Raw genomic sequence first — 23324 nt, 5'->3', positions numbered from 1 at the left:
TGCAACTTATTTCCGTACGCCTTGACGCCAAAACAAAGTTACTTAATCTAAACTTGGGCTATGCGATCCGCTGGGAGGGAGAGGGGCGCGGGGCCGGCGATCAACTCGCGCTGATTTATTTTCTCCCCCGTCGTCAGTTGCCGATTTCCCGATAGGATCCGCCAATGTCCCTCACTATTGCCCAACGCCTTGATCGCCTGAAAGTCCGCACTACGGAGCTTGCGCATTGGCGCGACAGGAAAAGTCTCGCGATCGACGGCTGGACCTTCGATGGGGAGCCGATTGCGCATCATCAGGACTGGCCGCATCGTGAAGGGACGGTTCGCTTTGCCGCCAAGGCAACGGGGCCGCGGGACTGGCCGCTTGAACAAACCCGCCTGCAGCTCGATCTTGGCGGCGAGAGCCTGCTGACGCTGCGTTACCCTGATGGCGAAGCGGAGACCTTCGGTCTGGACCCCTATCACCAAGAGTTTCCGATCAAGGGTCGCGACTTCCAGATCACAACCGAGAGCGTCGCGCGTTTTCCCTTCGGCGAGCCCAATAGGGCGCCGAAGCTGAACAAGGCGCGATTGATCTGGCTGGATGAGGCCGTCCACCGGTTGCATCTTCTGCTGCAGCAGATCGGCGAGGCTGCCGATATTCTCGATGGCCATGAAGCCGTGCCGCATCTGATCGATGCCGCCGAACGGGCGCTGCGCAGTCTCGACTGGCCATCGGAGACATCAGCCTATATCTCGCGCACCGGAGGGGCGGCAATGCAGCAGAAGATCTGGGAGCTGCCGGAACTTCAGGGCGATCCGGCCGGTCTCAGCGACGCGCAGAGCGCTTCCGCCGCCGCTGCTTATGATCGCCTGCTGGCCCAGCTGAAAGAGCTTCAGGCGCGTTTCCCGCAAAATGGCGAGCTGCTGCTGACGGGCCATGCCCATATCGATCTGGCCTGGCTTTGGCCCTATGGCGAGACGCGTCGCAAGATGCGCCGCACCTTCAATACAGCGCTTTCGCTGATGGAACGCTCCGACGATTTCCGCTTCAATCAATCGACCGCCCAATATTATGCGCAGATGGAAGAGGACGATCCGGAACTGCTCGAGCGCATTAAGAAGAAAGTTACCGAGGGAAAATGGGAAACCGTCGGCGGCATGTGGGTCGAGCCGGATACCAACATGCCGACCGGCGAGAGCCTCGTGCGCCAGGTTCTCTATGGTCAGCGCTATTTCGAAAAGCATTTCGGCCTGCGTCATAGCGTCTGCTGGCTGCCGGATTGTTTCGGCTTTTCAGGTGCCTTGCCGCAAATCCTGCGGCTTGGGGGCATCGATAGCTTCTTCACGATCAAGGTGAACTGGAGCGAAACCAATCACATTCCGTCCGATCTCTTCTGGTGGAAGGGGCTCGATGGCAGCAAGGTGTTGACCCATACATTCGACAATCCCATGCAAGGCTACAACGGCTTCGTGCAACCGGATTGCTTCGTGCCGACCTGGAAGAATTTCCGCGGCAAGACGCAGCACGACACCTCGTTGCTGGCCGTCGGCTACGGCGATGGCGGTGGAGGCGTCACGCCGGAGATGGTCGAGCGTGAGGTACAGCTGCGCGACTTCCCGGCGATCCCGAAGGCGCGCTGGGGGACGGTAAAGAGTTTTTACGAAAAGGCGCACCTCACCGCTAAGGACAAGGAACTTCCGGTCTGGGATGGCGAAATCTACCTCGAACTCCATCGCGCAACGCTGACGACGCAAAGCGGCGTCAAGCGCAAGCATCGCCAGGCCGAACGCGCCCTGATCACGGCGGAGACGCTGGCCTCGCTCGCCCATATGCTGGGCGCCGCCAAACCTCAAAGTCTTGAGGCCGATTGGCGCGTCGTTCTGAAAAACGAGTTTCACGATATCCTTCCCGGATCGAGTATTCGCGAGGTCTACGTGGATGCCGAGCGGGAACTTGACGACGTAATCGGCAAGGCCAAGGCGGAGCAGGCAAGTGCCCTGAAGACGCTGTCGGCCCATCTTCCTCTTGGCGGGGTCGCCGATGCGCTTGTCGTCGTTAACCCGTCTTTGTCGGCGCGCCCGCTCACCGCATTGCTGTCTGATGGAACGGTTCTGGCCTCCGCTGATCCCATCGCGCCTCTTTCCGTCGCGGTCTTCGATCGCGAGGCGATAAGGCCGGCCGGGGTTCTGAAAGCCGATAGCAATCACCTCGAAAACGAGCATTTGTCTATCGTCATCGGTCAGGACGGAGCCGTCTCGAGTCTTGTTCACAAGGCAACGGGGCGGGAGGCGATCGAAGGGGCCGCCAACCAGCTCTGGGTCTATCCCGCCGACAAGCCACGCAACTGGGATGCGTGGGACGTGGATGCCGATTATGCCGAGAAAGGCATCCGGCTCGAACAGCCGGAGAGCATTGCCTTGGTCGAGGAGGGGCCGCATCGCGCCGCGATCCAAGTCGTCTATCGATATCGCAACTCGACCGTGACCCAGTTGTATGTTCTGACGGCCAATGCCCGGAGACTGGATATCGAGACGACCATCGATTGGCATGATCGGCGAACGCTGCTCAGAACCCTGAATCCGGTCGCCGTGCGGTCACGCACCGCGACTTTCGAATGCGCCTTTGGCGTCGTCGAGCGGCAGACGCATACCAACACCTCCTGGGAGCAGGCGATGTTCGAGGCGGCGGCGCACCGCTTCGTCGATCTGAGCGAGCCCGGTTTCGGCGTCGCATTGCTCAACAACGCTAAATATGGTCATAGCGCCCGCGGCAATGTCATCGGCATGAGCCTCGTACGCTCGCCAATCTATCCCGACCCGCTCGCCGACGAAGGCCAGCAGAGTTTTACCTATGCGCTGATGCCGCATGAGGGCGCCTGGTATGACGGCGGCGTCCTATCGGAGGCGATCGATCTCAACCAGCCGCTGGTCAGCATGGAGGCAAGCGGTCTTGCGGCAGGCACCCTGTCGCCAATTGACATCGAAGGCACGCCGGTCGCCTTCTCAGGCCTGAAGCCGGCCGAGGAAGGCGAGGGCCTTATACTGCGGCTTTACGAATCGGCCGGTCGGCGCGGCCGTCTCTCTCTGACGCTGCCGTCGGGATGGCAGGCTTCGGGGTCGCTGAACATTTTGGAGGAGCCGATCGAACGCACCGGTCCAGCCGATATCATGCCGTTCGAAATCCGGACATGGAAGTTGCAGCGGACCTGACGATAGATTAATTCGGCGCCTACCTGCTCCAAAGAGCCGCCCTGTCAGCGGCTCTCCAGGATCCGCATGAGCCGGCCGCGATAGCTGTCGAGAATGACTGCGAGCACGATGACGGCGCCGATGACGATCGGCTTGATGTTGTCGTCGGCGCCCAAGAGCTGCAACCCCGTCGACAGCACCTGCAGAATACAGGCGCCAACCAGTGTCCCGATGATCGAGCCCTTGCCGCCGGATAGGCTGGTGCCTCCGATAATCACGGCCGCGATGGCGTTCAATTCATAGCCAATGCCGGCGACCGGACTGCCGACATTGAGGCGTAGCAGATAGACCATGGCGGCAATGCCGGCGGTCAGTCCGGAGATGGTGAAGACTGCTATCTTGTATTTTTTCGGTTCATGGCCCGAGAGGCGGACCGCCTCCTCATTGGTGCCGATCGCGAAGACGAAACGTCCGAATACGGTGTAGCGCAGCACGAACCAGCCGATGAGGACGACGACGATCGCGATCAGGAAGATCGAGGGAAGAACACCCCAGAAAATCAGATTGCCGAAATCGACGAAGGGCTGCGGCAGGCCGGTGATGGTGGAGTTGTCGCTGACGACACGCGCAAGGCCGCTCGCGACGTTGAGCATGCCGAGCGTGACGATGAAGGATGGAAGTTTCCACTTCTCGCATATCCATCCATTGATGGCGCCCAGGATCGCGCCGGCCCCCATCGAGGCGAGCGATGCAAGAGCGATCGCCTGCCACGGAGAAAACCGCGGATCGATCATGATCGTCGCGCCGATGACCGTGCAAAGTGCCAGCAGCGATCCGACGGAAAGATCGATGCCGCCCGTGAGGATGACGAAGGTCATGCCGGCGGCAAGCACGGTGTTGATAGCGATCTGCACGAAGATCTTCAGGAAGTTCTCCGGCGTCGCGAAATAAGGCGCCGTCAGTGAGAAGAAGATCAAGATCAGGACTAGGGCGATAGCGACGCCGGCCTCTTTCATCGAGATCCGGATGAGCTTGTCCCAGACGCTGGCCTCTTTCGCCTCGGTCGTCTTTTCAATGTTGCCGGACACGACTGTACTCCTTGTAAGCGAGCGAGAGGATCCTGCTCTCGTCAAATTGCTCTCGGGGTATTTCCCCGGCTATCTTGCCGTCCGAGAAGACGATGATGCGATGGCAAATGCTCATCAGTTCCGGCAGGTCCGAAGATACGACGAGGACGCCTTTCCCCTCGGCGGCAAATTTCCACAGGAGCTCGTAGATCTCCGCCTTGGCGCCGACATCGATGCCTCGGGTCGGCTCGTCGAAGATCAACACCTTGGGGCCGCGAAACAGCCATTTGGCGATGACGACTTTCTGCTGGTTGCCACCCGAAAATGTCCTGACGGCCTGATGGATGGATGGTGTCTTTATCCGCAATTCACGCACGAGGCGCTGGGCGGAATCATCCTCCGCCTTGCGCAAAATCAATCCGTTGCGGGAGATCTTACCGAGATTGGTGATGGTGCTGTTTTGCGCGCAGCTCATATCGAGCATGAGACCTTGAATCTTGCGGTCTTCGGTCGCGAGACATAGTCCTGCGGTTACGGCGTCCCTGGGCGAGGCAATCTCGACCGGCTCGCCGTCTATGCGGATTTCGCCGGCCGCCTTGATATCGGCGCCGAATATGGCCCGGACCGCCTCGGTGCGGCCGCTGCCGACAAGCCCGGCAATGCCGACGATCTCTCCCTTGGCGACGGAAAATGACAGCTCCGGGCTATGGTTCGTCACTTTGAGGCCGGAGACGCCGAGCGCCTCGCCGGAGATGGCGCTGTCGCCGCGAAAGGCGTCATGCTGCGCGAGTTCGCGCCCGACCATGAGTTCGACGATTTTTGGAATTCCAAGCCCTTCGAGCGGCCGCGTCATCACATGCTGCCCATCGCGCAGGATGGTCACGTCGTCGCCCACCTCGAAGATCTCTTCGAGCCTGTGCGATATGTAAAGCGTGGTGACACCGCGCGCCTTCAGTCGCTTCAGAATCTCAAAGAGGCGGTCGACTTCCTTCGAGGTTAGGGTCGCCGTCGGCTCATCGAGGACGAGAAGCTTGCTTTCATTGGACAGCGCCTTGGCGATTTCGAGAAGCTGAAGCTGGGCGACGCTCAAGCTGCTGGCAAGCGTCGTCGGCGCCACGTTGAGGCCGACTTCCGCCAGCAGTTCCGTCGCCCTGGCATTCATTTGCTTATAATTTACCAGGCCGTATCGGCGCGGTAGATGCTCAAAGAGCAGGTTTTCGGCAACGGTAAGATTGGAAAGTGGGTGCAGCTCCTGGTGAATGACCCGGATGCCCGCCTGGAACGCTTCCAGCGGAGACGACGGATGATAGGCTTTACCGTCAAACAGGATGCGGCCATCATCCGGCTTGAAGACGCCGCCAAGCAGATTGATCAGGGTCGATTTGCCGGCGCCGTTTTCGCCAAGAAGAATGTGACCCTTGCCACGACCGATCTCTATCGAGACATCCTTCAGGGCCACGACGCCCGGGAAGCGCTTGCCTATTCCTTCCAACTTCAGGATGGCGTCATCTACAGTCTCTGGCACGTCCACCTCATCAGCGTTTCCGTTTTGAATCGGAGATGGCGATCTTCCTCGCGCCGCCTTCCGCTGGGCCTAACGCCTCGCGGTAAAAGGCCGACTAGAAGATCGATCGGAAAGTGGATGCGCCGGCAAATGCCAGCACATCCTTATCCGCAAGGCTGGTTTATCGACTATTTGAGATCCTTGGCGGTGACGAGTGTCACATCCGTCTTGACCCAGCCGGTGAATTTTTCGCCGGCATATTCGCGAAGGCCATACTTGATGCCCATGGCCGCCATTTCCGCGCCGTACTGTTCGACGGTCGCCAGCATCTTGCCATCCTTGAGCAACGGTTTGACGGACGGAATATTGTCGAAGCCGACGACCTTGATCTTGCCCGCCTGGCCTGACGCGTCGAGAGCCTTGACCACGCCAAGCGCCATGGAGTCGTTGGCGGCCATGACGCCCTGAATATCCTTGTACTTGGTCAGGAAATTCGTCATCACGGTGTTGGCTTCTTCCGTCTCCCAATGCGCGGTCTTGCTGTCGAGAAGCTCGAGCTTGCCGTTCTTGATGGAGTCCATGAAGCCTGCCTTGCGCTCCTTGGCATTGTCGGCCTCGGGATTGCCTTCGAGGATCACCACCTTCGCGCCCGGACCAAGATCCTTGGCGAGCGCATCGCCTGCAAGCTTGGCGCCGGCCGTGTTATCCGGCCCGAAGAAGGCGAGATCGATACCGGCCGCCTTCTTGGCATCGGCATCGAGCGGCACGTCGATGTTGATGACCTTCACGCCAGCTTTCACCGCCTTTGCAAGCGGCGTGGCCATGGCCTTGGAATCGGCCGGCGCGACGACGATGATGTCGTATTTCTGCGTGACGAAGTTCTCGACGGCATCGACCTGGGCCGCGAAGTCCCGTTCGTCCTTCATGCCGACGGCCTTGAAGTCGAACTTATCCTTGTTTTCGGCCGCATATTTGTCGGCGCCGGCCTTCATCTGTTTGAAGAACTCATTGGATAGAGACTTCATGATCAGCCCGACTTTCGGCTTGCTGGCGGCAAAGGCGGGCGACACGCCGCAGGACAGCGCGAGCGCCAGGGTGCCGGCAAGCCCCAATTTCAGCGCCGTACGCCGCTTGGTGTTGATCAAGACGGATTCGCGTTTTTTAGAATTGGTCATTTCTTTCCTCCCGAACGGTCCTGGGCTCAGCTCCACCTGAGTTGTCTGCGACAATGAACCGTTTCCACGTATATTGGGTATCATGCCGCCAGGAATTGTCAAGGCGCCGATTTGGCGGTGAAAAACAGGTAAATTTGGAGCTTTACCGGCCTCGGAAGATGGGTATGATGAACCGTTTCCATCGGGCTGGCGTTGCTTTCGCGGTGGAGGATCGGCTTGACATGAAGCCCTTTGACTAAGGCGGCAGAGACCATTAGCTGAGAGGCTGCTCAGGCGCCTCCATGGTCCGGAAGGTGAAATGAAGGGATATTGGTTCCTTATGCCGAAGGTTGGAATTCGAGACGTTGCCAAGCTGGCGGGGGTTTCCACCGGGACCGTCTCAAGGGTTTTGAATGACCATCCTTCCGTGACGGATGAATTGAGGGCACGGGTCAGAAGCATCATCGAAGAGCTCGGTTATACGCCCGATCCTTCTGCCAGAAGCATGCGCGGCAAGGTCAGCCGTCTCATCGGCATCATCATTCCCGATCTCACCAATCCCTTCTTCTCGGAACTCGTCCAGTCCGCGGAGCAAGCGGCGGCGAAGCATGGCTATAACATCATCGTCATGACCTCTTTCGATCACGCGGCCAAGGAAGCGGATCGCATCGGCCAGCTGACAAGTCGGAAGGTGGACGGCATCATCCTTGTTCCGAGCAATGATTTCCATGCGCTCAAGCCGCCGAAGGGCCTGCCAATCGTCATCGTCGACCGTCTCCTGCCGGGATATTCCGGCATTGCCGCCGATCATCGCAGCGGCGTGCGCCTCGGCGTCGAGCATCTTGTGAAGCTTGGCCATCGCCGCATCGGCTTCATTTCGGGTCCCAAAGACTCCGTCCCAGCCAATGATCGCCTCCGGGGCTATCTCGATGCGATGAAGTTGGCCGGCGATGGCGAGCAGAACGCGGCGCCGCTGATCGCGGAAGCGGCTTTCGATTATGAAAGCGGGCGGTCCGCTGGAAACTATCTTCTCGCGCGCGCCCGCCACGAGCGCCCAACTGCCATCTTTGCAAGTTCCGACCAACAGGCGATCGGTTGCATGCGTGCAGCCCATGATTTGGGGATCCCAATCCCGGCTGCCCTTTCCATCGTCGGCTTTGATGGTATTCCGCTCGCGAGCATGACAATACCACGCCTGACCACAGTGAAGCAGCCGATTCAGGAAATAGCGGCAGCGGCGGTCGCCGTTTTGTTGGGCAAGCAGGATGCCCCGGCGCTCGGCAAACCACTCCTGCTGGCCTGTGAGATTACTCAGGGGGAAACAACGTCCTCACCACAACCGGATTAAAAGATGATGCCGTGGTTGTGGATGACACTACACCTAAATATTGATGAACTACATGCATGTCTTTATCCGCTATTGTCCGTGAGACATGTGTTCAGCAGCGTCCGAACTGCGTCGAAATTGTCTTGCCACTGCATTGTTTGTACCCGTCAAATACCCAGTGTATTAAGCCAGTCGCTGAAGCTGGATGTCTTCGTCACGCGTGGTAGATGCTCTACCTTGCATTCCCCGCTATGCCTGCGGACTTCGCTTGGGCTGTAGCCGAATTCATGTGTGAAGGCCCTGCTGAAGTTGGCTGCCGATTCGAAGCCAAGATTACTTGCGATATCAGCAATTTTCTGACCATTGTTCAGGTCGGCTAGTGCTGCGCGTGCGGCCAGGAGGCGTCTTCTGCGCACGTAGTTTAACACGCCACCCGATGCCTGGAACAATTCGTACAGTCTGGTCCGGGAGATTGCCAATTCACGGCTCAACGCTTCCGGCGTGAGCTCCGCTGATCCGAGATTGCTCTGAATAAAGCGACGCGCTTTCGTCATCAGTCCGATCTCAGAGCTGCGATCGCCGATCGCATGGCCATCCACCAGCGGCGTGACGCTATGAAATATCATCTCTTGCAGCTGGTTGCGTACACTGTGTAGATCATCCCTTGTCAAACGGTTGAGGTTCGCTTCGAGAAAAGCGATGTAGTCGGCCAGCAGCTTGACGCGCGCGCCCCCCAGGACGATGTTGTTGCTTGCTCCAGGCAGTCCGCCATGATCGGCGAACAAATCGCAAGGTAGAATGAGGGTAACGGATTGTGCGCTTATGGTGCGGCCATAAAACGGGCAGCCAAGTGCCCGGATTTCCATCATCCCGGGCTCGTTTTCGACCACATGTCCATTGACGCTGGTCCATGTCTTGCCCGTGCGCAGGAATGTGATTTGCCAATGATCTATGGCGCTGAAGCGTAGTTTCTCCGGAGAGCGTTCATAGCTGAAGGCTGGCGTTTGCTGCTGGATGAGAAGCGCCCCTTCAAGATTCCAGACGGTTTGAGATGCCACGAAACCTTCTCCGGCCTGGCCGCTTTCGGGAAGATACGCGTCTATCAGCGGCGCCATATGCTTCTGCCAAGCCGGGAATTGCTGACTGGGAGCCTCATGGGACGTGGAGAATGGCAGTGACACGAGCTCTGGCACATCCGTGGTCTTGCCGCAAATTGGAGCTTCGGAAATGCGGGGCCACCGGCGCCTTTCGACAAAAGCTGGTTGTCCGGCTGTAGTCTCGGTCTTGTTCCACATCATCGTGGCGGCCTTTCGACAAAACGTGCCAAATCGGCTGGCAGTCGCGGCGGTATCCTTACCGCGGGCGGATGGAGGGGACGGGCCCCTATAGGTGATCGACGCCCAAAATGGGTCGCGCGCGGAAAGTACAGGCCTTGTCCGGTTACGATCTTTCCCAATTGTCGCAAAACAGCCTGAATTTCAGTCCATCCGGGCGCCCGCCGGTTGGCGGACGGACATAAGGAAAGTGATCGTTTCATGTCTTGAGCAAAGAATTCTGCCTCGCGGTGCGCCTTGGCCGGCAAACCAAAGAAGTCTGTGGATGTCTGAGCCGAGGCTCTGTGCATCCGCCGAATGTCGCGCCAAGTTATTATCATCGCAGGCAGCATTGTCGCAGGTCCCCGCCCCGAAGGCTGTAAGGGGAAATTAAGCAGATTTCATTAATATTTTCAAGATATTTATAGAAGTTGCTTAAATATTTTCCGCTGAAATACACGAAGGAAACTTGTCAAGGAGAGTAAACTTATGAGTTTTTGGAAGAACTCTTGCAATTTATCCGCAGGTAATCGAAAGGTCGGCGTCTCTTTATCGATAATACTTGCGATTGCATCTTCGGTGGTCATGCATGAAACTGCAAATGCTGCCGAGAATGTGCACGTGAAGAATAAGACTGTGCAGTTGTACATGAAGAAGTATCAAAAGGACAATGTCGTCTTCTATAGCGGAAGTTCACTTACCAGGACGACTTCGGTTTCCGCCGAGAATTACTTCAAAGGTTCTCCTTATATCTGCACACCAAGTGGATTTGGAAGAACGTCGCATTGCTACAATCGCAGCGCATTTTGAGTTGAGCCGGCTGATGCCACGCACTGCGCGCGGCAAAGAATAGGGGCATTTCCCGGATGGCGGTTCGACGGAACAGGTGAGACGCATGCCGCCCGCTATCCAAAAGAAAGCCCCTATGTGAGTATTCGACTTCAACCGGGCAGATGTCTGCGAACATAGTCGCCCGGCCGCAGTTTCAGAACTTCGTCATCATGTTTGATCGGATTATGACGGAACACATACCATTTTCCGCCTGATGCTCGTTTCTGATAGATGATCCCGGCCTTCTTGCGATGCAGGAAGCAGGACACGTTGGGTGCGGCACTTTTCTTGCTGTACCAGACAGCGCTCATGCAGAGCCTACCGCGATCGGTCGCATACCAGATGCCCCTTGCGTAGGATTTTTGAGCGCCCGTATGCGACCAGGCTGTAAATCGACGGTGATGACGCGAGAAGAAGCCGGCCCCGTCCTTCCATATCCAGGAACGTCCCGAGTAGAGCTTTTTCAGTTCCTTGGCGCTCATTGGCATGGCTTGATGGGCCGCACGCGCTGTCATTCGATCGATTTGATGCTGTGTCGCCGCGTTCGCGGTGCCGGCCAGCAGCATCGCGAACATGGCGTTCAGGATGATGAAACGGAACCAAGACATGGGTTTCTCCTCAATCTTTCATCATCGCGGTCAATTCAAGAGAGGCGGCGTGGCGACGCGCCAATCCGGCCTGCCCAGACCATCCGGCCAGGGATAGACTTCACGGTCGTTGAAGTAGACCACCGCTTTCAGGTCAGGGAATTCGGAATGCGGCTTGTTGGCTTCCTCGGCCCACGCGTGAACATAGGCCTCGTTGCCCTGGTAGCCCAGTTCCGCGATCACGATCGGCTTCTTGAAGCGTTTCACACGGTCGTAGCCGGGTTTGGTCGCTTCCACGAAGGTCGAATCTCGCCCGAGCTTGCGCTGATCGAACGGCTGGTAACCGAAGACCGACAGCCCGACGACGTCGACGAATGAATCGCCGGGATAATAGGCTTCAAGCCCATCCTTGCCCATCGGCGACCACATATACTTCGCCGAGGGAAGGCTCTTGCGGCAGACGGTGACGGCGTGCCTGTAGGCCTTCACATACTCCTCCGCATTCCAGTAGGCCCAGGTGAACTGCCCGTTCTTCTCATCCATTTCCTGCGCCCAGCGAATGGTGACGGGTGCATTGAGCTTCGCGGCCGCCGAGCAGATCGCCGTCATGTTGGAATCATAGTGGCCCGCCAGAATTCCATTGAGTAGATCGGTAGGCGTGACGCGCCAGTCGCGGGCCCATGACCAGGGCTCGATGGTGATCAGCAGCGAACGCCCACGCTTGCGGGCATAATCGTCTGCCGTACTCAGCGTCGACAGATCGACGTCTTCCCAAGGCAGGAAAAGATGCTCGATCTTCGGATTGGGGTCACTGGAAAAGTCCCCGTTGGGATCATAGGCACCCCCCGGCAGCGATTGGGGTGTGATGATCGGCCTCTTGTCGTTGAAGAGAGGCCGAGTCTCGGCCTTCGCGTCCAGGCCGTTGCTGGCAGCGTATACGCCCCCGCAGAGGGCGCCAGCCGCAAGCAAGGCCGTCGTCAGCTTTGATAGAGTTTTCATAGCTTTGCCTCCTTCCTCTATTCGGTCTTGTGGACGGTCAAAGAGGTCTTCAAGGCCTCCAGTCGTTGTGAGACCAGATCATCGGCGATCAAGTTTGTCGCCTCGTCGGTTTTCTTGGTGACGGGATGGCGAAACACGAACCATGCTCCGCCAGTCTCGCGTTTCTGATAGATCGTTCCATCGAGAATGCGATGGATGAAGCAGGTCTTGGCGGGAAACTGGCCGTTCGTGGCGTGCCAGGTTGCCTCGAGACACAGACGGCCGGTGTCCGTCACAGCCCAGCGGCCTTCAGCCCAGGATTGTCCGTTGGTCCCGTCGACCCAGGCAGAAAACCGACGGTCGGTATCCTGCATTCGGCCAGCACCATCAGGCCAGCGCCAGCTCTTGTCGTGATAGAGCATGTAAAGTTCAACCGCCGTCATGGGTCTTGCTCCATCCGGCACCTTGGTGGTCGTTGCGGCCAAGGCCGTATTGCTCCCCGCTGCAAGTCCAAGCACGATCGCACATGCCAGCGATGCGGCGGGGACCAGGGAGGTCTGTGTCCTTAATGGCTTCATATTGCTTCTCCCGTATCGTGGATTGGAACGAGCTTTGGGGTTGCCGCCTTTACGGCTCGCTGCCGGTTTCGTCGTTTGGCGATATCGCGCAGGCTGCTATGTGTGCTTGCCGACTTACCTATGGAGCAGACGTGAAAGCCAATCCGGCGGGCGGCTTCCGCATCCAGCGCATTTCGCAGATCTATGAGAACAGGCTGGCGCAGTTTCTTCTTGAGCTGGGCCAGGTCGATCTTTCGGATGGCGTCCCATTCCGTCATGACGACGACGGCATCCGCGTTTCTCGCGCATTCATAAAGATCCTCGTGGAAATCGACGCTGCTGAGGACTTTTGCTGCATTCTCGATGCCGACGGGGTCATATGCCCGGATGCGGGCACCCAGGCGCTGCAGGGTTTCGATGAGCGGCACGGAGGGCGCGTCGCGCATGTCGTCGGTATCGGGTCTGAAGGTCAGGCCGAGAATGGCGATGGTCAGGCCGTCAATATCGCCGCCAAGTGCCTTGCTGACCTTCCGTGCCATGCGCCGCTTGCGCATCTCGTTGACGGCAAGGGTTTCCTCGACGATACGCAACGCCACGCCATGGTCCTGCGCCGTCTGCAACAACGCAAGCGCGCTTTTGGGGAAGCATGAGCCGCCATAGCCAGGGCCGGCGGCAAGGAGGCTTGCCCCGATGCGCTTGTCGAGCCCCATACCGAGCGCCAGCTCTCCGACATCGCTGCCCATCTCCTCGCAAAGATCGGCAAGTTCGTTGATGAAGGTGATCTTCGTGGCGAGAAAGGCATTGGCGGCATGCTTGATCAGCTCAGCCGTCCGACGCATCGTGATGATGACGGGCGTATTCTGGCGCTCGATCGGGACATCATAGAGCTCGACAAGCCGTTTGCAGGCCCATTCCTCCTCCACGCCCAGGACGATGCGGTCCGGAGCGAGAAAATCCTGCACCGCAATGCCTTCGCGCAGAAATTCCGGATTGGAGGCGACGGCGAAGGTGCCAGGCGTCCGGACCGAGCTGATGATCCTGTGCACGGCGTCGCCGGTTCCGACCGGCACCGTCGATCTTATCACCACGATACTATCAGCCGAGATAAGCGCCGCGAGCTCGCGCGCTGCCTGGTAAATGAAGGAAAGGTCGACATCCGCCTGTCCTGGATGCGGGGGCGCAGCGATCGCTATGAAGACGATGGCTGCTCCTTCGACCGCCTTTGCGATGTCGCAAGTGAAGTCCAGCCGTCCCGCGGCATAGTTTCGTTCCACCAGCTCGTCGAGATCCGGTTCGTAGATCGGAATCCTGCCGTGACGAAGGGCGGCGATCTTATCGGCATTCTTGTCCACACAGACGACACGATTGCCCCATTCGGCGAAGCATGTGCCGCTGACCAAGCCCACATATCCGGTTCCAATAACAGCTATCTTCATGTGCGTTCCCGCCAATAGCGTCCTTCCCGTCATGAACCTCAATTGTCCGTGTCACTCACGTGCCAGTGCGGATTGAGCACCATTCTGTGCAGTCCACGCCCGCCAATGCCGGCGCCCGCCACCGAAAAGCGATTGTCGAACAGCACGTAGCCGTCGGTGTCCCAAATCAGTGATTGTACTCCGGCGCGGCCGTGCTCCATGATGCCGACAAATGGCAGCGCCGTCAGAGCAAGCAGAGCGCTGGCGAGCGCTGGCCGATAAAAGCGCTTGTTCGCGCCGAGCGTGTTTTCACGCGCATGCTGGACGATGATGACCAGCAGCAGCAAAGTGTAGATGGCGGCATTCATCGTTGCGAAGATATAAAAGCCGCTGCTCTCCTCCGCGCTGACGGATAGCACCGGCAAGATGGAGGCGAGAGAGAGAAAGCCATAGGGTGCAAGGACCCGGAACGGCAGCGGATCGACCTCCGATGTGCCTTTCGGCGTGACGCGGAAATCCACGAACGATCCGGTCGCCCGATCGTGAATGGCAGCCAGAGCGCCCACGAGTGCCCACGGCCAGCGGGCAAACAGGAACAATGTCATCTCCCAGCTCAGGATCCTGGCATTGGCCGGCCTGAACGTATGCGTACTGCGCCAGCGATAAGCGAACAGGATCAGCAGAACGGATTGCGGCACGAAGTGCAGCAGAAAATCGGGATAGGAGACATCGACGAAGGTCCTGCCTCTAACAAGCGCGATGATGGGCATGACGAACATCAGCGCCATGAAGAGCGAGAAAAGAGAATACCAGAGCTGCGAAAACAGGAACTGGATCTTGAGACGCAGCGGCAGCCGCTTGATCAAGCTTGGCGAATATTGCAGCAGGATCATCATCAGGCTGCGCGACCACTGAAACTCCTGGGTGATGAGATCGGCAAAGGTGCGCGGGCCATCGCCATGCGCAATGGCATCGAGCGCATGAATGCCACGCCAGCCGTGCGCATTCATCATCAGCGTGGTGGAGTGGTCTTCCGCCAGCTCTGGGCCTAGACCGCCAATGCTCTTCAGGGCCTTGGTGCGAACGGCGTAGTGCGAGCCGATGCAAAGCGGCGACAGCCCGTGATTGAACCCCACCTGAAGCGATCCGTGCATGCTGGCTTCCGCATAGAGACGGCCGCGTGCCGACCAGCTTTCACCGGCATTCCGATCGCAGATGCTCGGCGCGGAGACATAGCCGACCGCCGGATCGGCGAAGGGGCGAAGCATCTGAAAAAGATAGCCTTGCTCGGGCACATGATCGGCATCGAGCTGCACGACGAAATCATAGCCTTCATAGCCGTAGTGATCGTAGAAGAAGGCGAGATTGCCTTCCTTGCAGCGGGTGCGCCGCGGCCAGGTCTGGCGGTGATAATCTTCGCGGCCCCTGCGGGTGGATACCTGGACGCCATGTTTGCGGCACCAATCCAGCGTCGAGGGTGACGGATCTTCATCCGCGAGCCAGGTGTCGTGCGGCACATTCTGTGCCAGCATGGCATCCAACGTCCGGGCCACCACCGCGAAGGGCTCCGATGGTGCCTTGGTGACGACCATGGCGATGCGGCTGCCGGCGGGAAGCCGCAATTGCCCCGTCGGCTTTTCGGCGCGAAAGAAGACGATGATGAAATAGGCTGGAATGATCGTCACCCAGGCAAGCACCAGGGTCAGCAAGACCGATCCCATCGGGTCGACATGGTGTGCGGGTGTAAACCACCAGCTCCAGAAATAGACAAGCGCCGCGAGCCATAGCGTGGCGCAAGCGACATATTCCGCGCGCTGGCGACCCCGCAGGACCGGCGTCATCAACGCCCTTTCCTTCATTGCTTCAGCTCGTGTCCGGATCGATGTCATCCTCGCATCTCCAGTCCGAAGAAGGGAGCCGCGGTCCGGATGATTGTTTCGATATTCGAATGCAGAGCGTGGAAGCCGAGTTTCTCGGCGGCAAGTTCGGAAGCGGCATAAAGGACAGGCGGATCGCCCGGTCGCTGCCCGTGCATGGCGATGGGAACCTTGCGTCCGCAAACGCGTTCGATCTCCCCGACGATCTCCTTGATCGACGTGCCGTGCCCTGTTCCCAGATTGACGGCAAGATTGTCACCACCAGCCAATAGATACTCGACTGCCAGGACATGCGCCCTGGCGAGATCCAGCACGTGGATATAGTCGCGCACACAGGTACCATCCGGCGTGTCGTAATCGTCTCCATAGACTTCCAAGGTTTCGATCGCGCCGGCCGCCGCCAGCAACGCGCGTGGAATGAGATGCGTTTCGGGATCATGCCATTCGCCCAGTTCCCGTTCGGGATCGGCGCCCGAGGCGTTAAAGTAGCGTAGTGCCACATAGGAAAGTCCGTATGCGGCTGAATAGTCGGCGAGCATGTGTTCGGCAATCAGCTTCGTTCTGCCATAGGGATTGATGGGTCGAGGCGTCTCGCATTCGCGGATCGGCAGATGGGCGGGAATTCCGTATATCGCGCAGCTCGATGAAAAGATCAGCCTATTGGCTTGCGCGCGGCGGCACGCCTCTAGAACCGACAGCGTGCCGGTGACATTGTTGGCGTAGTATTTCGCGGGATTTTCAACCGACTCGCCGACATAGGCCGAGGCGGCGAAATGTATGACCGCCGCAGGCCTGTGGCCATCGATCGCCTCAACAAGGCGGGGCGTGTCGAGAATATCGCCTTGGACGAAGGGCCCCCAGCGCACGGAGGTCAGGTGGCCCGTCGAGAGATTGTCATAGACGACGGGCTCGAAGCCCTGGCGATGAAGGAGTTTCGCGGTGTGGCTGCCGATGAAGCCGGCGCCACCCACGACGAGTATTTTTTGCCTGGCCATCACGCAACCTCGAAAAGCTCGCTGCTTGGACGAACCAGCTGCCGTTCGAAGTAGGCGATGGTGGACTTCAGCCCATCCGCTAGCGCGACCGACGGTTCCCATCCCAGTTCGCGTTTCGCGACGCTGATGTCGGGCCGGCGCTGACGCGGATCGTCGACCGGCAAGGGCTTATGGACGATCTTTGAGCTGGAGCCGGTGATCGCGATCACCTGTTCGGCAAGATCACGCACGGTAAATTCCCCCGGATTACCGAGATTAACAGGCGTATGGATGACCGTTTGGTCGGCCATAAGGCGGACGAAACCATCGATCAGGTCGGCGACATAGCAGAACGAGCGCGTCTGGGAGCCATCGCCATAGACCGTGATGTCCTGGCCCCTGAGTGCCTGGACGATGAAATTGGATACGACGCGGCCGTCGTCGGGGCGCATGCGCGGCCCATAGGTGTTGAAGATACGGGCAATCCTGATGTCGACGCCGTGCTTAGCGTGAAAGTCACGGAAAAGCGTTTCGGCGGAACGCTTGCCTTCGTCGTAGCACGAGCGGGGGCCGAAGGAATTGACGTTGCCCCAATAGTTCTCAGGCTGCGGATGTACCTGGGGATCTCCATAGATCTCCGATGTGGAGGCCTGGAAGATGCGCGCCTGGTGATGAGCGGCTAGCTCCAGCAGGTTGAGCGAGCCGAAAACGCATGTCTTCATCGTATGGATCGGATCGGCCTGATAGTGCGGTGGAGATGCCGGGCAGGCCAGATTGTAGATCTCGCTGACAGGCAGATCGAGTGACGTTATGACGTCGTGGCGGATAAAGCTGAACGTGTCGTAGCGAAGCAGATGCCACAAATTGTCCATCCGCCCGGTTGAAAAGTCATCCACGCAGATGACTTCATGACCATCCTGCAGAAGCCGGTCGCAAAGGTGCGAGCCGAGGAACCCCGCGCCTCCCGCAACAAGAATCGTACGTCTCTTGGTATTTTTTGGAGTGATGCCTGCAGATTTGAACGCTATGCCCATCAAACCCTCCCGGTACTTTAGACACGCAGCCGAGTATCAAGGCGAAGTAAGACTTCCGCCCTTGTTGTAGGCTGTTTACAACTGGGAATTATTTCTGCAATTTATGGCTATAGTTTACTAACGTTTAACTATGCTGTCGTTATCAAGGAATGCAGAAGTTTTACATTCTGTCCATTTTTGTCGCTATCAGCGCTGATGTATTAATTTAAAATAATTTACATTGGGCGTGCGATTTAAACTGAAGTTTTTACTATAGAATTCATATATACATTAGTATCGTAAGATAATTTAGAGATATCAATGAGTATTGTTATTTATCTCCGTCCCAGATGGCGAAGCCGATAGGCGTAAGGGAGAGTCGACCGAAATTCGGCTTCAAATAAATTCGCGCAATATGTTGTATCACGATGCGCCTCTTCTTCAGAAAGTTTTCGTGTCTGCGCGCTGCGCAACAGCAACAAAGCATCGTGGCTCATCTGAGATCTTGTAAGCGGATAATTCCATAAGGCCGAATGCCGGAACCATGAGCGTTCTGACACCCCGAGGGAGCGGCAAGGATAGGGGCGGGCGCTTGATGGCTAGGTCAGGCGCAGATCCAGGCGCGGATGCAGCTTTTTCAGGTTTGGCAATGATTTCATCTGCCAGGGAATTTGCGACGAGCCACAGACGGTAAGATGAACGTCCGGATGCTTGCGCGCTTCTATCGTCAGTTTTGCTAGCAGGTTGATGCCCGAGGAATTCAAGAATTGCAGACCGGTGAGATCGAAAGTCGCCTTGCCTCCACCCCCATGAAGGATCGTCCTGGCCAGATCATAGACCGGTGCATAGGCGTCGGGACCCGCCAGACGCATGGTTCCGTCAAAATACAGAGTGCTGCCTTCGGACCAGACGCGGAATGCTTCTTCTTTGATTTCCATAAAAGGCCTCTCGCTGGTTCACGCCGATGAAATCGCCATTGCGGCATAGGTTTGCAGCTTGATCCGCTTGTGCGGACCATCCTCGTCGAAATGCCAGGCCAGCTGAACCTGGTAGTCGCTCATCAATGTCAAGAGTCCTAACCCGGATGCATCGTCGCCGGCAAGAACGCTTGCCTCGATCTGTTCTATCAGGAGATCGCCGGGATCGCCGGCCGTAACCCTCAGCAATAATTCCTGGAAGCGTTCAGTCGTGTCACGGTCGATAAAGTTTCCGATCCGCATCCTGAAATGATGGTCATCCCTCAGGGCCTCGATCAGGATCTCGCCCGTGGCGCGGAACTTGATGGAGTTTTCGATGAGCTCGTTGGTCAAATAACCGATATCGTGCCGTACCGTCTTGTATTGGCGCTCGGAAGCACGGAAATCGAGCGCCATCGTTTCCGCGATAAAGTCGGATGTCATGGCCGAATGGCGCCACGCCAGGTGAAGAGGTCCGTCGAACAGGCGAATGCGAAGGGCATTGGTGCCGTCGAACGAAACCAGATGTTCCTTGCCGAAAATTGCTGTTGTCATCTCCTCACCTGTGCCGCATCACCACAAGGGTAATATCGTCATGGATCTTGTGGGTCCCGATGTAAGCCATCAAATCGTCGAGTATGCCCTCGACGACTTCTTCCGCAGTCCCGCCATGTAGCCGGCGGGCATCCTCCAAAAGCCTGTCGAAGCCGAACAGTTCGCCCTTCGAATTCTCCGCTTCGGTGACACCGTCTGTATGCAGGACTACCATGTCGCCCTTCTCGAAGGATACTTGCCGCGTATCGATAAAGGGAGCTATGTCGGGCTCGAGGCCAACAGGAAGACCGAGATCGCCTGTATCTATCCGCTCCACCTTGCCGTCCTGGCGAATGATGATCATGTCCTCGTGCTGGCCGGATATGGTCAATCTCTCGCCGTCATAGTCGAGGAACGACAAGGTGAGATGCTTGTCCGTCCGTGTCCGTTCGATGTTCTTGAAGATCGCGCGGTTGAGATCGGTCAGGAATTTTGCCGGGTCCATCTCGCCTGCTTCCTGCAGGGCGCGGGCGATCGATTGCACCATCAGCATCAGCACGCCGCTCTCCAGACCGTGGCCGGTCACGTCGCCGATGCCGATCTTGAGGTTGTTTCCGTTCTGTAGGACATCGTAATAATCGCCGCCGACTTCGTCGGCCGGGCGCATGTAGGCGGCGATCTCCAGATGCTTGATCGCCGTCAGTTCCTTGGCCCGCGGCAGGACCATGAGCTGGATTTGCTTGGCCACATTGAGCTCCGCACCCAGCCGCAGATTTTCGTTCTTCAATTGGCTGTTGAGGGTCGAAATCTCTTCCTTGGCCGCCTCGATCTCCTTGGTCCGGTCCGAGACGAGCTTTTCGAGGTTTTCGGTGTGGAAGCTGATATCCTCCGCCATCCGGTTGAATGCGATGCCGGCCTCAGCTACCTCGTCCCTGGTCGAGATATCGACCCGGACCGAATAATCCTTCGCCTGTATGCGCTTGGCGGCGCTCGCCAGCGCGCTGATGCCGCTGGTGACGCGTTTCGAAGCAGCGAAGACCGCCGCTGTGACGATCATCAGCGACACAAGGACCGCCATGATCTGATAAAGCAGGATGCGGTTGGTCGCCCGCGATATCTCATCCTTGGCGGCAATGAGCGAGGCGTAGATCTCGCGCTCGGGCACGACTATCCCGAGCGAGATGACCTCGCGTTGCACCGGTCCATCCACCCAAAGATTGGTCGGGTGCAATTGCTTGACGACCGCGAGGTAGGGCACATCCTCTCCCTGCTGGCTGAGGGTGATATGCTGGATCACGCCATCGGCGTCGAGTGGCAGCTTGGTGATTGCCGTTTGCGTGCTGTTGCGCAAGGATCGATCGACGCCGGTGACGCCCTTGGCGGCGGCATCATTGGCGGCACGCAAGCCGATGACCTTCTCGCCCACGGGATTGATCGCGACGACATTTCCATTCGACATGGCAAGGAAGCCGAATCCGGTCTGGGCGACTTTCACATGTTCAACGATTTCGGCAAGTTGCGTGAGCGTGATATCAGCGCCAGCGGCACCGGCCACCTGATGCCGATCCGGCGTCCAGAGCGGATGAAAAAAGCTGACGATCAGCTTGCCGGTGATGGCGTCGGTATAGGGAGCGGTCTGGGTGATGTAATCGGCAACCGGCCGTGATGACGGGTTGGAAGCCCATTGCTGCCAGGATTCGTAGAGGCCTGGAAAGAAGAATGTCCAAAAATCGGCGCTGTTATGGCCGGGATAGAGCCGGTCGAAGGTCTGTGCCTGCGTCGTATAGGGAGCGGTCCGGAAAATCGGACGCTCCCTGGGGCCGATATAATACATCTGCAGCTTCGACGCGCCGTTATGCAGCAATGAAGGGGCGACCAAATCGAGCACCGCGCTCCACTCTATGTCTGCCTGTACCTGGGGCAGGGGATGGTGATCCTTATCGAGCAGGTACCCCCAGACACTGATGACGGAGGGCGTGCCGGGCAAGTTCTGTGACCACTGGCCAACCGGGTCGTAGGACACCGTTACCGCGCCCGGGGACGCCCTGCTCATGGCGGCCCCCACATCCACGCTTCGCGCAGGGTTGTCGATCTGGCCCTGCAGAACGCCCGCCAGCGCCTTCACGTCGGAATGGACCTGGTCGATCAGCAGGCCGACCTCCGCGGCGGTCGAATCCGCATAGGAGCGAATGTAATCCTGGCTCGCCTTCTCCAGGCCTTGTCCCACTTCCGTCGTGGCGTTGCGCGAAAGACGCTGGACGTTCCAAAGCGCAAGGCCGCCGCTGACGAGCAGGTCGAAAAGAACGGCACCCCCGACCACGAGTAGAAATTTGGCGCGAAAGGAGCGCAGTCCGAGCCGTTGCTTGGCGGTTGACGCGTCTGTCATAGCGGTTTCTGTCCCGAGGAAGCCCAGATCGGCCAGCCGGCATAGCCTCTTGGGTGGAGCGCGGCAAAAATATGATCGGCGAAACCTTGTTTGAATCGCTCGATGAATGCGGCTGAATCCCCTCTTCGGACCGCCATCTCATCTGCGTAGACATTCCGCCAAGCCGTGATGATGTCGGCGAAATCCTGGGGATCGCCGTCGAGATTCGTGACCATGAAGCTTTCCATCCGCACATCCTTGAAGCCGGCATCCAGCAGCATGCGGCGGCCCTTGGGACCCATTTCCACATCCATGTCGAAATGGGCAAACAGCTTCGCGACCTCGTTGTAGGTCCATTGGATGCTGTCGGCTCTGGGCTCCCCAAGACAATGGGAGTTCTTCTCGTTGGTGATGTAGACCCTGCCGCCTGGCTTGCATATGCGATAGAGTTCGCGCAGCAGAATATCCGGACGGTCGAAGATCTGCAGCGAATGCCTGCAGGTCACGAAATCGAACTGGTCGCTCTCGAACAGCATCTGGGATGCATCGCCATAGGTATATTCGATATCCTGGACGTCGAAGTCGTCCGCGACCTTGCGGGCATATTCCAGGCTCGGCAACGAGTGATCGAGGGCAACGATCCGCGCCGGCTTGAAATCCTTTCGCAGCAGCATGGCGAAATCGCCGATACCGCAACAGATGTCGGCAATATGCAAACCCTCACGAAGGCCGTGTCGCGGCAATATCTCGCGTTCGTGCCGCCACGTCATTTTCGTCTGGGTTCGGAGGATCGGGATGAAGCTCTGGTTCTCCACGAATGTCTGCCCAGGATAAAAGGCGGAATCGTAGATCTCGACGGCGATGTTGGGCGACAGATCGCTCAAATGGCGAAACAGTCGCGATGCCCATGCGACGACGCTCGAGGCGACGACCGTCAGTTTGAGATCCGGCCTCGACCGGGTGGCATCGAGGAGTGCATGCGTCAGGGCGCGGAACGCCGTATTGTTCATGTGGATGACGCGCTTCAGATTGATGTAGCAGACACCGTTCACCGTCTCGATACCGTTTCGCAGCAGGGCGAGATCATCGGCGAGCTCGGCAACCGAATGCGGTCTGAGGACTCCCGACAGGGAAAATTCCTGATTGTTGGCATCGAATTGCGCTGTGAAACGGCTAGAGGAGGGGTTGTTCAATTGAGTAGCCTTTCGAGTGCGAGATCCACCACGAAAGTCATCACGCCTGTATCCTGATCGGACAGCTCGATATCCGCATCGTAATTGACGGCAAGGCCAAGAAGGATCGCATGCTCGGCACGCGCGGCGTCATCGGTGATGACATCGAGATAGTTTGCAAGCGCTTGGCCGTTTCCGATGCGCTCGACGATTGCCTGATATGAAGCGCGTTGTTCGGCCGAGCAGGGAAAAGTCAGTTCGATTCGCTCGATCAAGCCATTCCGGTAGAAGCGGCAGGTAAGGGTACCGCCGCTTTCCCTGGTATGAAACGACATCTCGAAGAGTTCATTCAGGGCTGACGAAAGCAGGTTGGCATGACGGATGGGATCGTGGCGATCATGGCTGACCATGCGTGCCACATAAGCGGCGCATTGGTCGCAATGCGACCAGTCCGCCACCAGGGTAGCCATCTCCATCTCCAGCTCAAGCAATGGCTCGAAGGCCGCGCCCATTTGCACCTCCTCCATGTT

18 protein-coding genes are annotated in these 23324 nt (G+C 58.1%); 2 read left to right on the top strand and 16 right to left on the bottom strand.

Annotated elements, in window-relative coordinates:
* Positions 1-164: 164 nt before the first annotated feature.
* On the top strand, positions 165-3191 hold the full coding sequence (locus tag FBZ97_RS18405; RefSeq protein ID WP_145321318.1) for a glycoside hydrolase family 38 C-terminal domain-containing protein: 3027 nt from the start codon (positions 165-167) through the stop codon (positions 3189-3191).
* A gap of 44 nt (positions 3192-3235) precedes the next feature.
* On the opposite strand, the gene FBZ97_RS18400 is transcribed toward FBZ97_RS18405, so the two are convergent.
* The 3 genes from FBZ97_RS18400 to FBZ97_RS18390 form a co-directional block, all read right to left on the bottom strand.
* On the bottom strand, positions 3236-4258 hold the full coding sequence (locus tag FBZ97_RS18400) for an ABC transporter permease (protein ID WP_112338060.1): 1023 nt from the start codon (positions 4256-4258) through the stop codon (positions 3236-3238).
* Positions 4242-5762, bottom strand: a complete 1521-nt coding sequence (locus FBZ97_RS18395) for a sugar ABC transporter ATP-binding protein (RefSeq protein ID WP_113420880.1) — start codon at positions 5760-5762, stop codon at positions 4242-4244. Before FBZ97_RS18395 ends, FBZ97_RS18400 begins: the two co-directional genes overlap by 17 nt.
* 167 nt (positions 5763-5929) lie before the next feature.
* Positions 5930-6916 carry a sugar ABC transporter substrate-binding protein gene (locus FBZ97_RS18390; protein WP_113353341.1) on the bottom strand — a complete coding sequence of 329 codons (987 nt, stop codon included), beginning with the start codon at positions 6914-6916 and terminating at the stop codon, positions 5930-5932.
* A gap of 319 nt (positions 6917-7235) precedes the next feature.
* On the opposite strand from FBZ97_RS18390, the gene FBZ97_RS18385 reads away from it, so the two are divergent.
* Positions 7236-8243 (top strand): LacI family DNA-binding transcriptional regulator, encoded by a 1008-nt coding sequence (locus FBZ97_RS18385; RefSeq protein ID WP_145321321.1) that lies wholly within the window; start codon positions 7236-7238, stop codon positions 8241-8243.
* A 146-nt stretch (positions 8244-8389) separates the two neighbouring features.
* Here the strand turns inward: FBZ97_RS18385 and FBZ97_RS18380 are convergent, their stop codons facing one another.
* The 13 genes from FBZ97_RS18380 to FBZ97_RS18315 form a co-directional block, all read right to left on the bottom strand.
* Positions 8390-9337 carry an AraC family transcriptional regulator gene (locus FBZ97_RS18380; RefSeq protein WP_233788493.1) on the bottom strand — a complete coding sequence of 316 codons (948 nt, stop codon included), beginning with the start codon at positions 9335-9337 and terminating at the stop codon, positions 8390-8392.
* 1139 nt (positions 9338-10476) lie between these two features.
* Positions 10477-10974 carry a DUF995 domain-containing protein gene (locus FBZ97_RS18370; RefSeq protein WP_113353337.1) on the bottom strand — a complete coding sequence of 166 codons (498 nt, stop codon included), beginning with the start codon at positions 10972-10974 and terminating at the stop codon, positions 10477-10479.
* 30 nt (positions 10975-11004) lie between these two features.
* The gene (locus FBZ97_RS18365; RefSeq protein ID WP_113353336.1) at positions 11005-11952 is read right to left on the bottom strand and encodes a glycoside hydrolase family 26 protein; all 948 of its coding nucleotides are present in this window, start codon (positions 11950-11952) and stop codon (positions 11005-11007) included.
* Positions 11953-11969: 17 nt separating this feature from the next.
* Entirely contained in the window at positions 11970-12509 is a 540-nt protein-coding gene (locus tag FBZ97_RS18360) for a DUF995 domain-containing protein (protein ID WP_113353335.1), read from the bottom strand.
* Positions 12506-13924, bottom strand: coding sequence for a UDP-glucose/GDP-mannose dehydrogenase family protein (locus FBZ97_RS18355; protein WP_113353334.1), 1419 nt, complete (start codon positions 13922-13924; stop codon positions 12506-12508). Before FBZ97_RS18355 ends, FBZ97_RS18360 begins: the two co-directional genes overlap by 4 nt.
* Positions 13925-13962: 38 nt before the next feature.
* Positions 13963-15792 carry a glycosyltransferase family 2 protein gene (locus tag FBZ97_RS18350; RefSeq protein ID WP_246661136.1) on the bottom strand — a complete coding sequence of 610 codons (1830 nt, stop codon included), beginning with the start codon at positions 15790-15792 and terminating at the stop codon, positions 13963-13965.
* Positions 15789-16775 (bottom strand): UDP-glucose 4-epimerase GalE, encoded by a 987-nt coding sequence (galE, locus tag FBZ97_RS18345; RefSeq protein WP_113353333.1) that lies wholly within the window; start codon positions 16773-16775, stop codon positions 15789-15791. Before galE ends, FBZ97_RS18350 begins: the two co-directional genes overlap by 4 nt.
* Positions 16775-17788, bottom strand: coding sequence for a UDP-glucuronic acid decarboxylase family protein (locus FBZ97_RS18340; RefSeq protein ID WP_145321323.1), 1014 nt, complete (start codon positions 17786-17788; stop codon positions 16775-16777). The genes galE and FBZ97_RS18340 overlap by 1 nt, the downstream gene beginning before the upstream one ends.
* Positions 17789-18366: 578 nt before the next feature.
* The gene (locus tag FBZ97_RS18335) at positions 18367-18705 is read right to left on the bottom strand and encodes a hypothetical protein (protein ID WP_069615114.1); all 339 of its coding nucleotides are present in this window, start codon (positions 18703-18705) and stop codon (positions 18367-18369) included.
* Positions 18706-18723: 18 nt separating this feature from the next.
* Complete coding sequence (locus FBZ97_RS18330) at positions 18724-19278, bottom strand: ATP-binding protein (protein ID WP_145321325.1); 555 nt, start codon at positions 19276-19278, stop codon at positions 18724-18726.
* 4 nt (positions 19279-19282) lie between these two features.
* Positions 19283-21643 carry a SpoIIE family protein phosphatase gene (locus tag FBZ97_RS18325; RefSeq protein ID WP_145321327.1) on the bottom strand — a complete coding sequence of 787 codons (2361 nt, stop codon included), beginning with the start codon at positions 21641-21643 and terminating at the stop codon, positions 19283-19285.
* Positions 21640-22815: a class I SAM-dependent methyltransferase gene (locus tag FBZ97_RS18320; RefSeq protein WP_145321329.1), complete on the bottom strand. Its 1176-nt coding sequence runs from the start codon at positions 22813-22815 to the stop codon at positions 21640-21642. Before FBZ97_RS18320 ends, FBZ97_RS18325 begins: the two co-directional genes overlap by 4 nt.
* Entirely contained in the window at positions 22812-23321 is a 510-nt protein-coding gene (locus FBZ97_RS18315; RefSeq protein WP_113395130.1) for a ubiquinone biosynthesis methyltransferase UbiE, read from the bottom strand. Before FBZ97_RS18315 ends, FBZ97_RS18320 begins: the two co-directional genes overlap by 4 nt.
* Positions 23322-23324 lie beyond the last annotated feature (3 nt).

The sequence above is a fragment of the Rhizobium sp. ERR 942 genome (genome assembly GCF_007828395.1).
GTDB classification, from domain to species: domain Bacteria; phylum Pseudomonadota; class Alphaproteobacteria; order Rhizobiales; family Rhizobiaceae; genus Rhizobium; species Rhizobium dioscoreae.
Note: the sequence above shows the minus strand (reverse complement) of the source record. Positions and strands in the feature narration are given on the sequence as shown.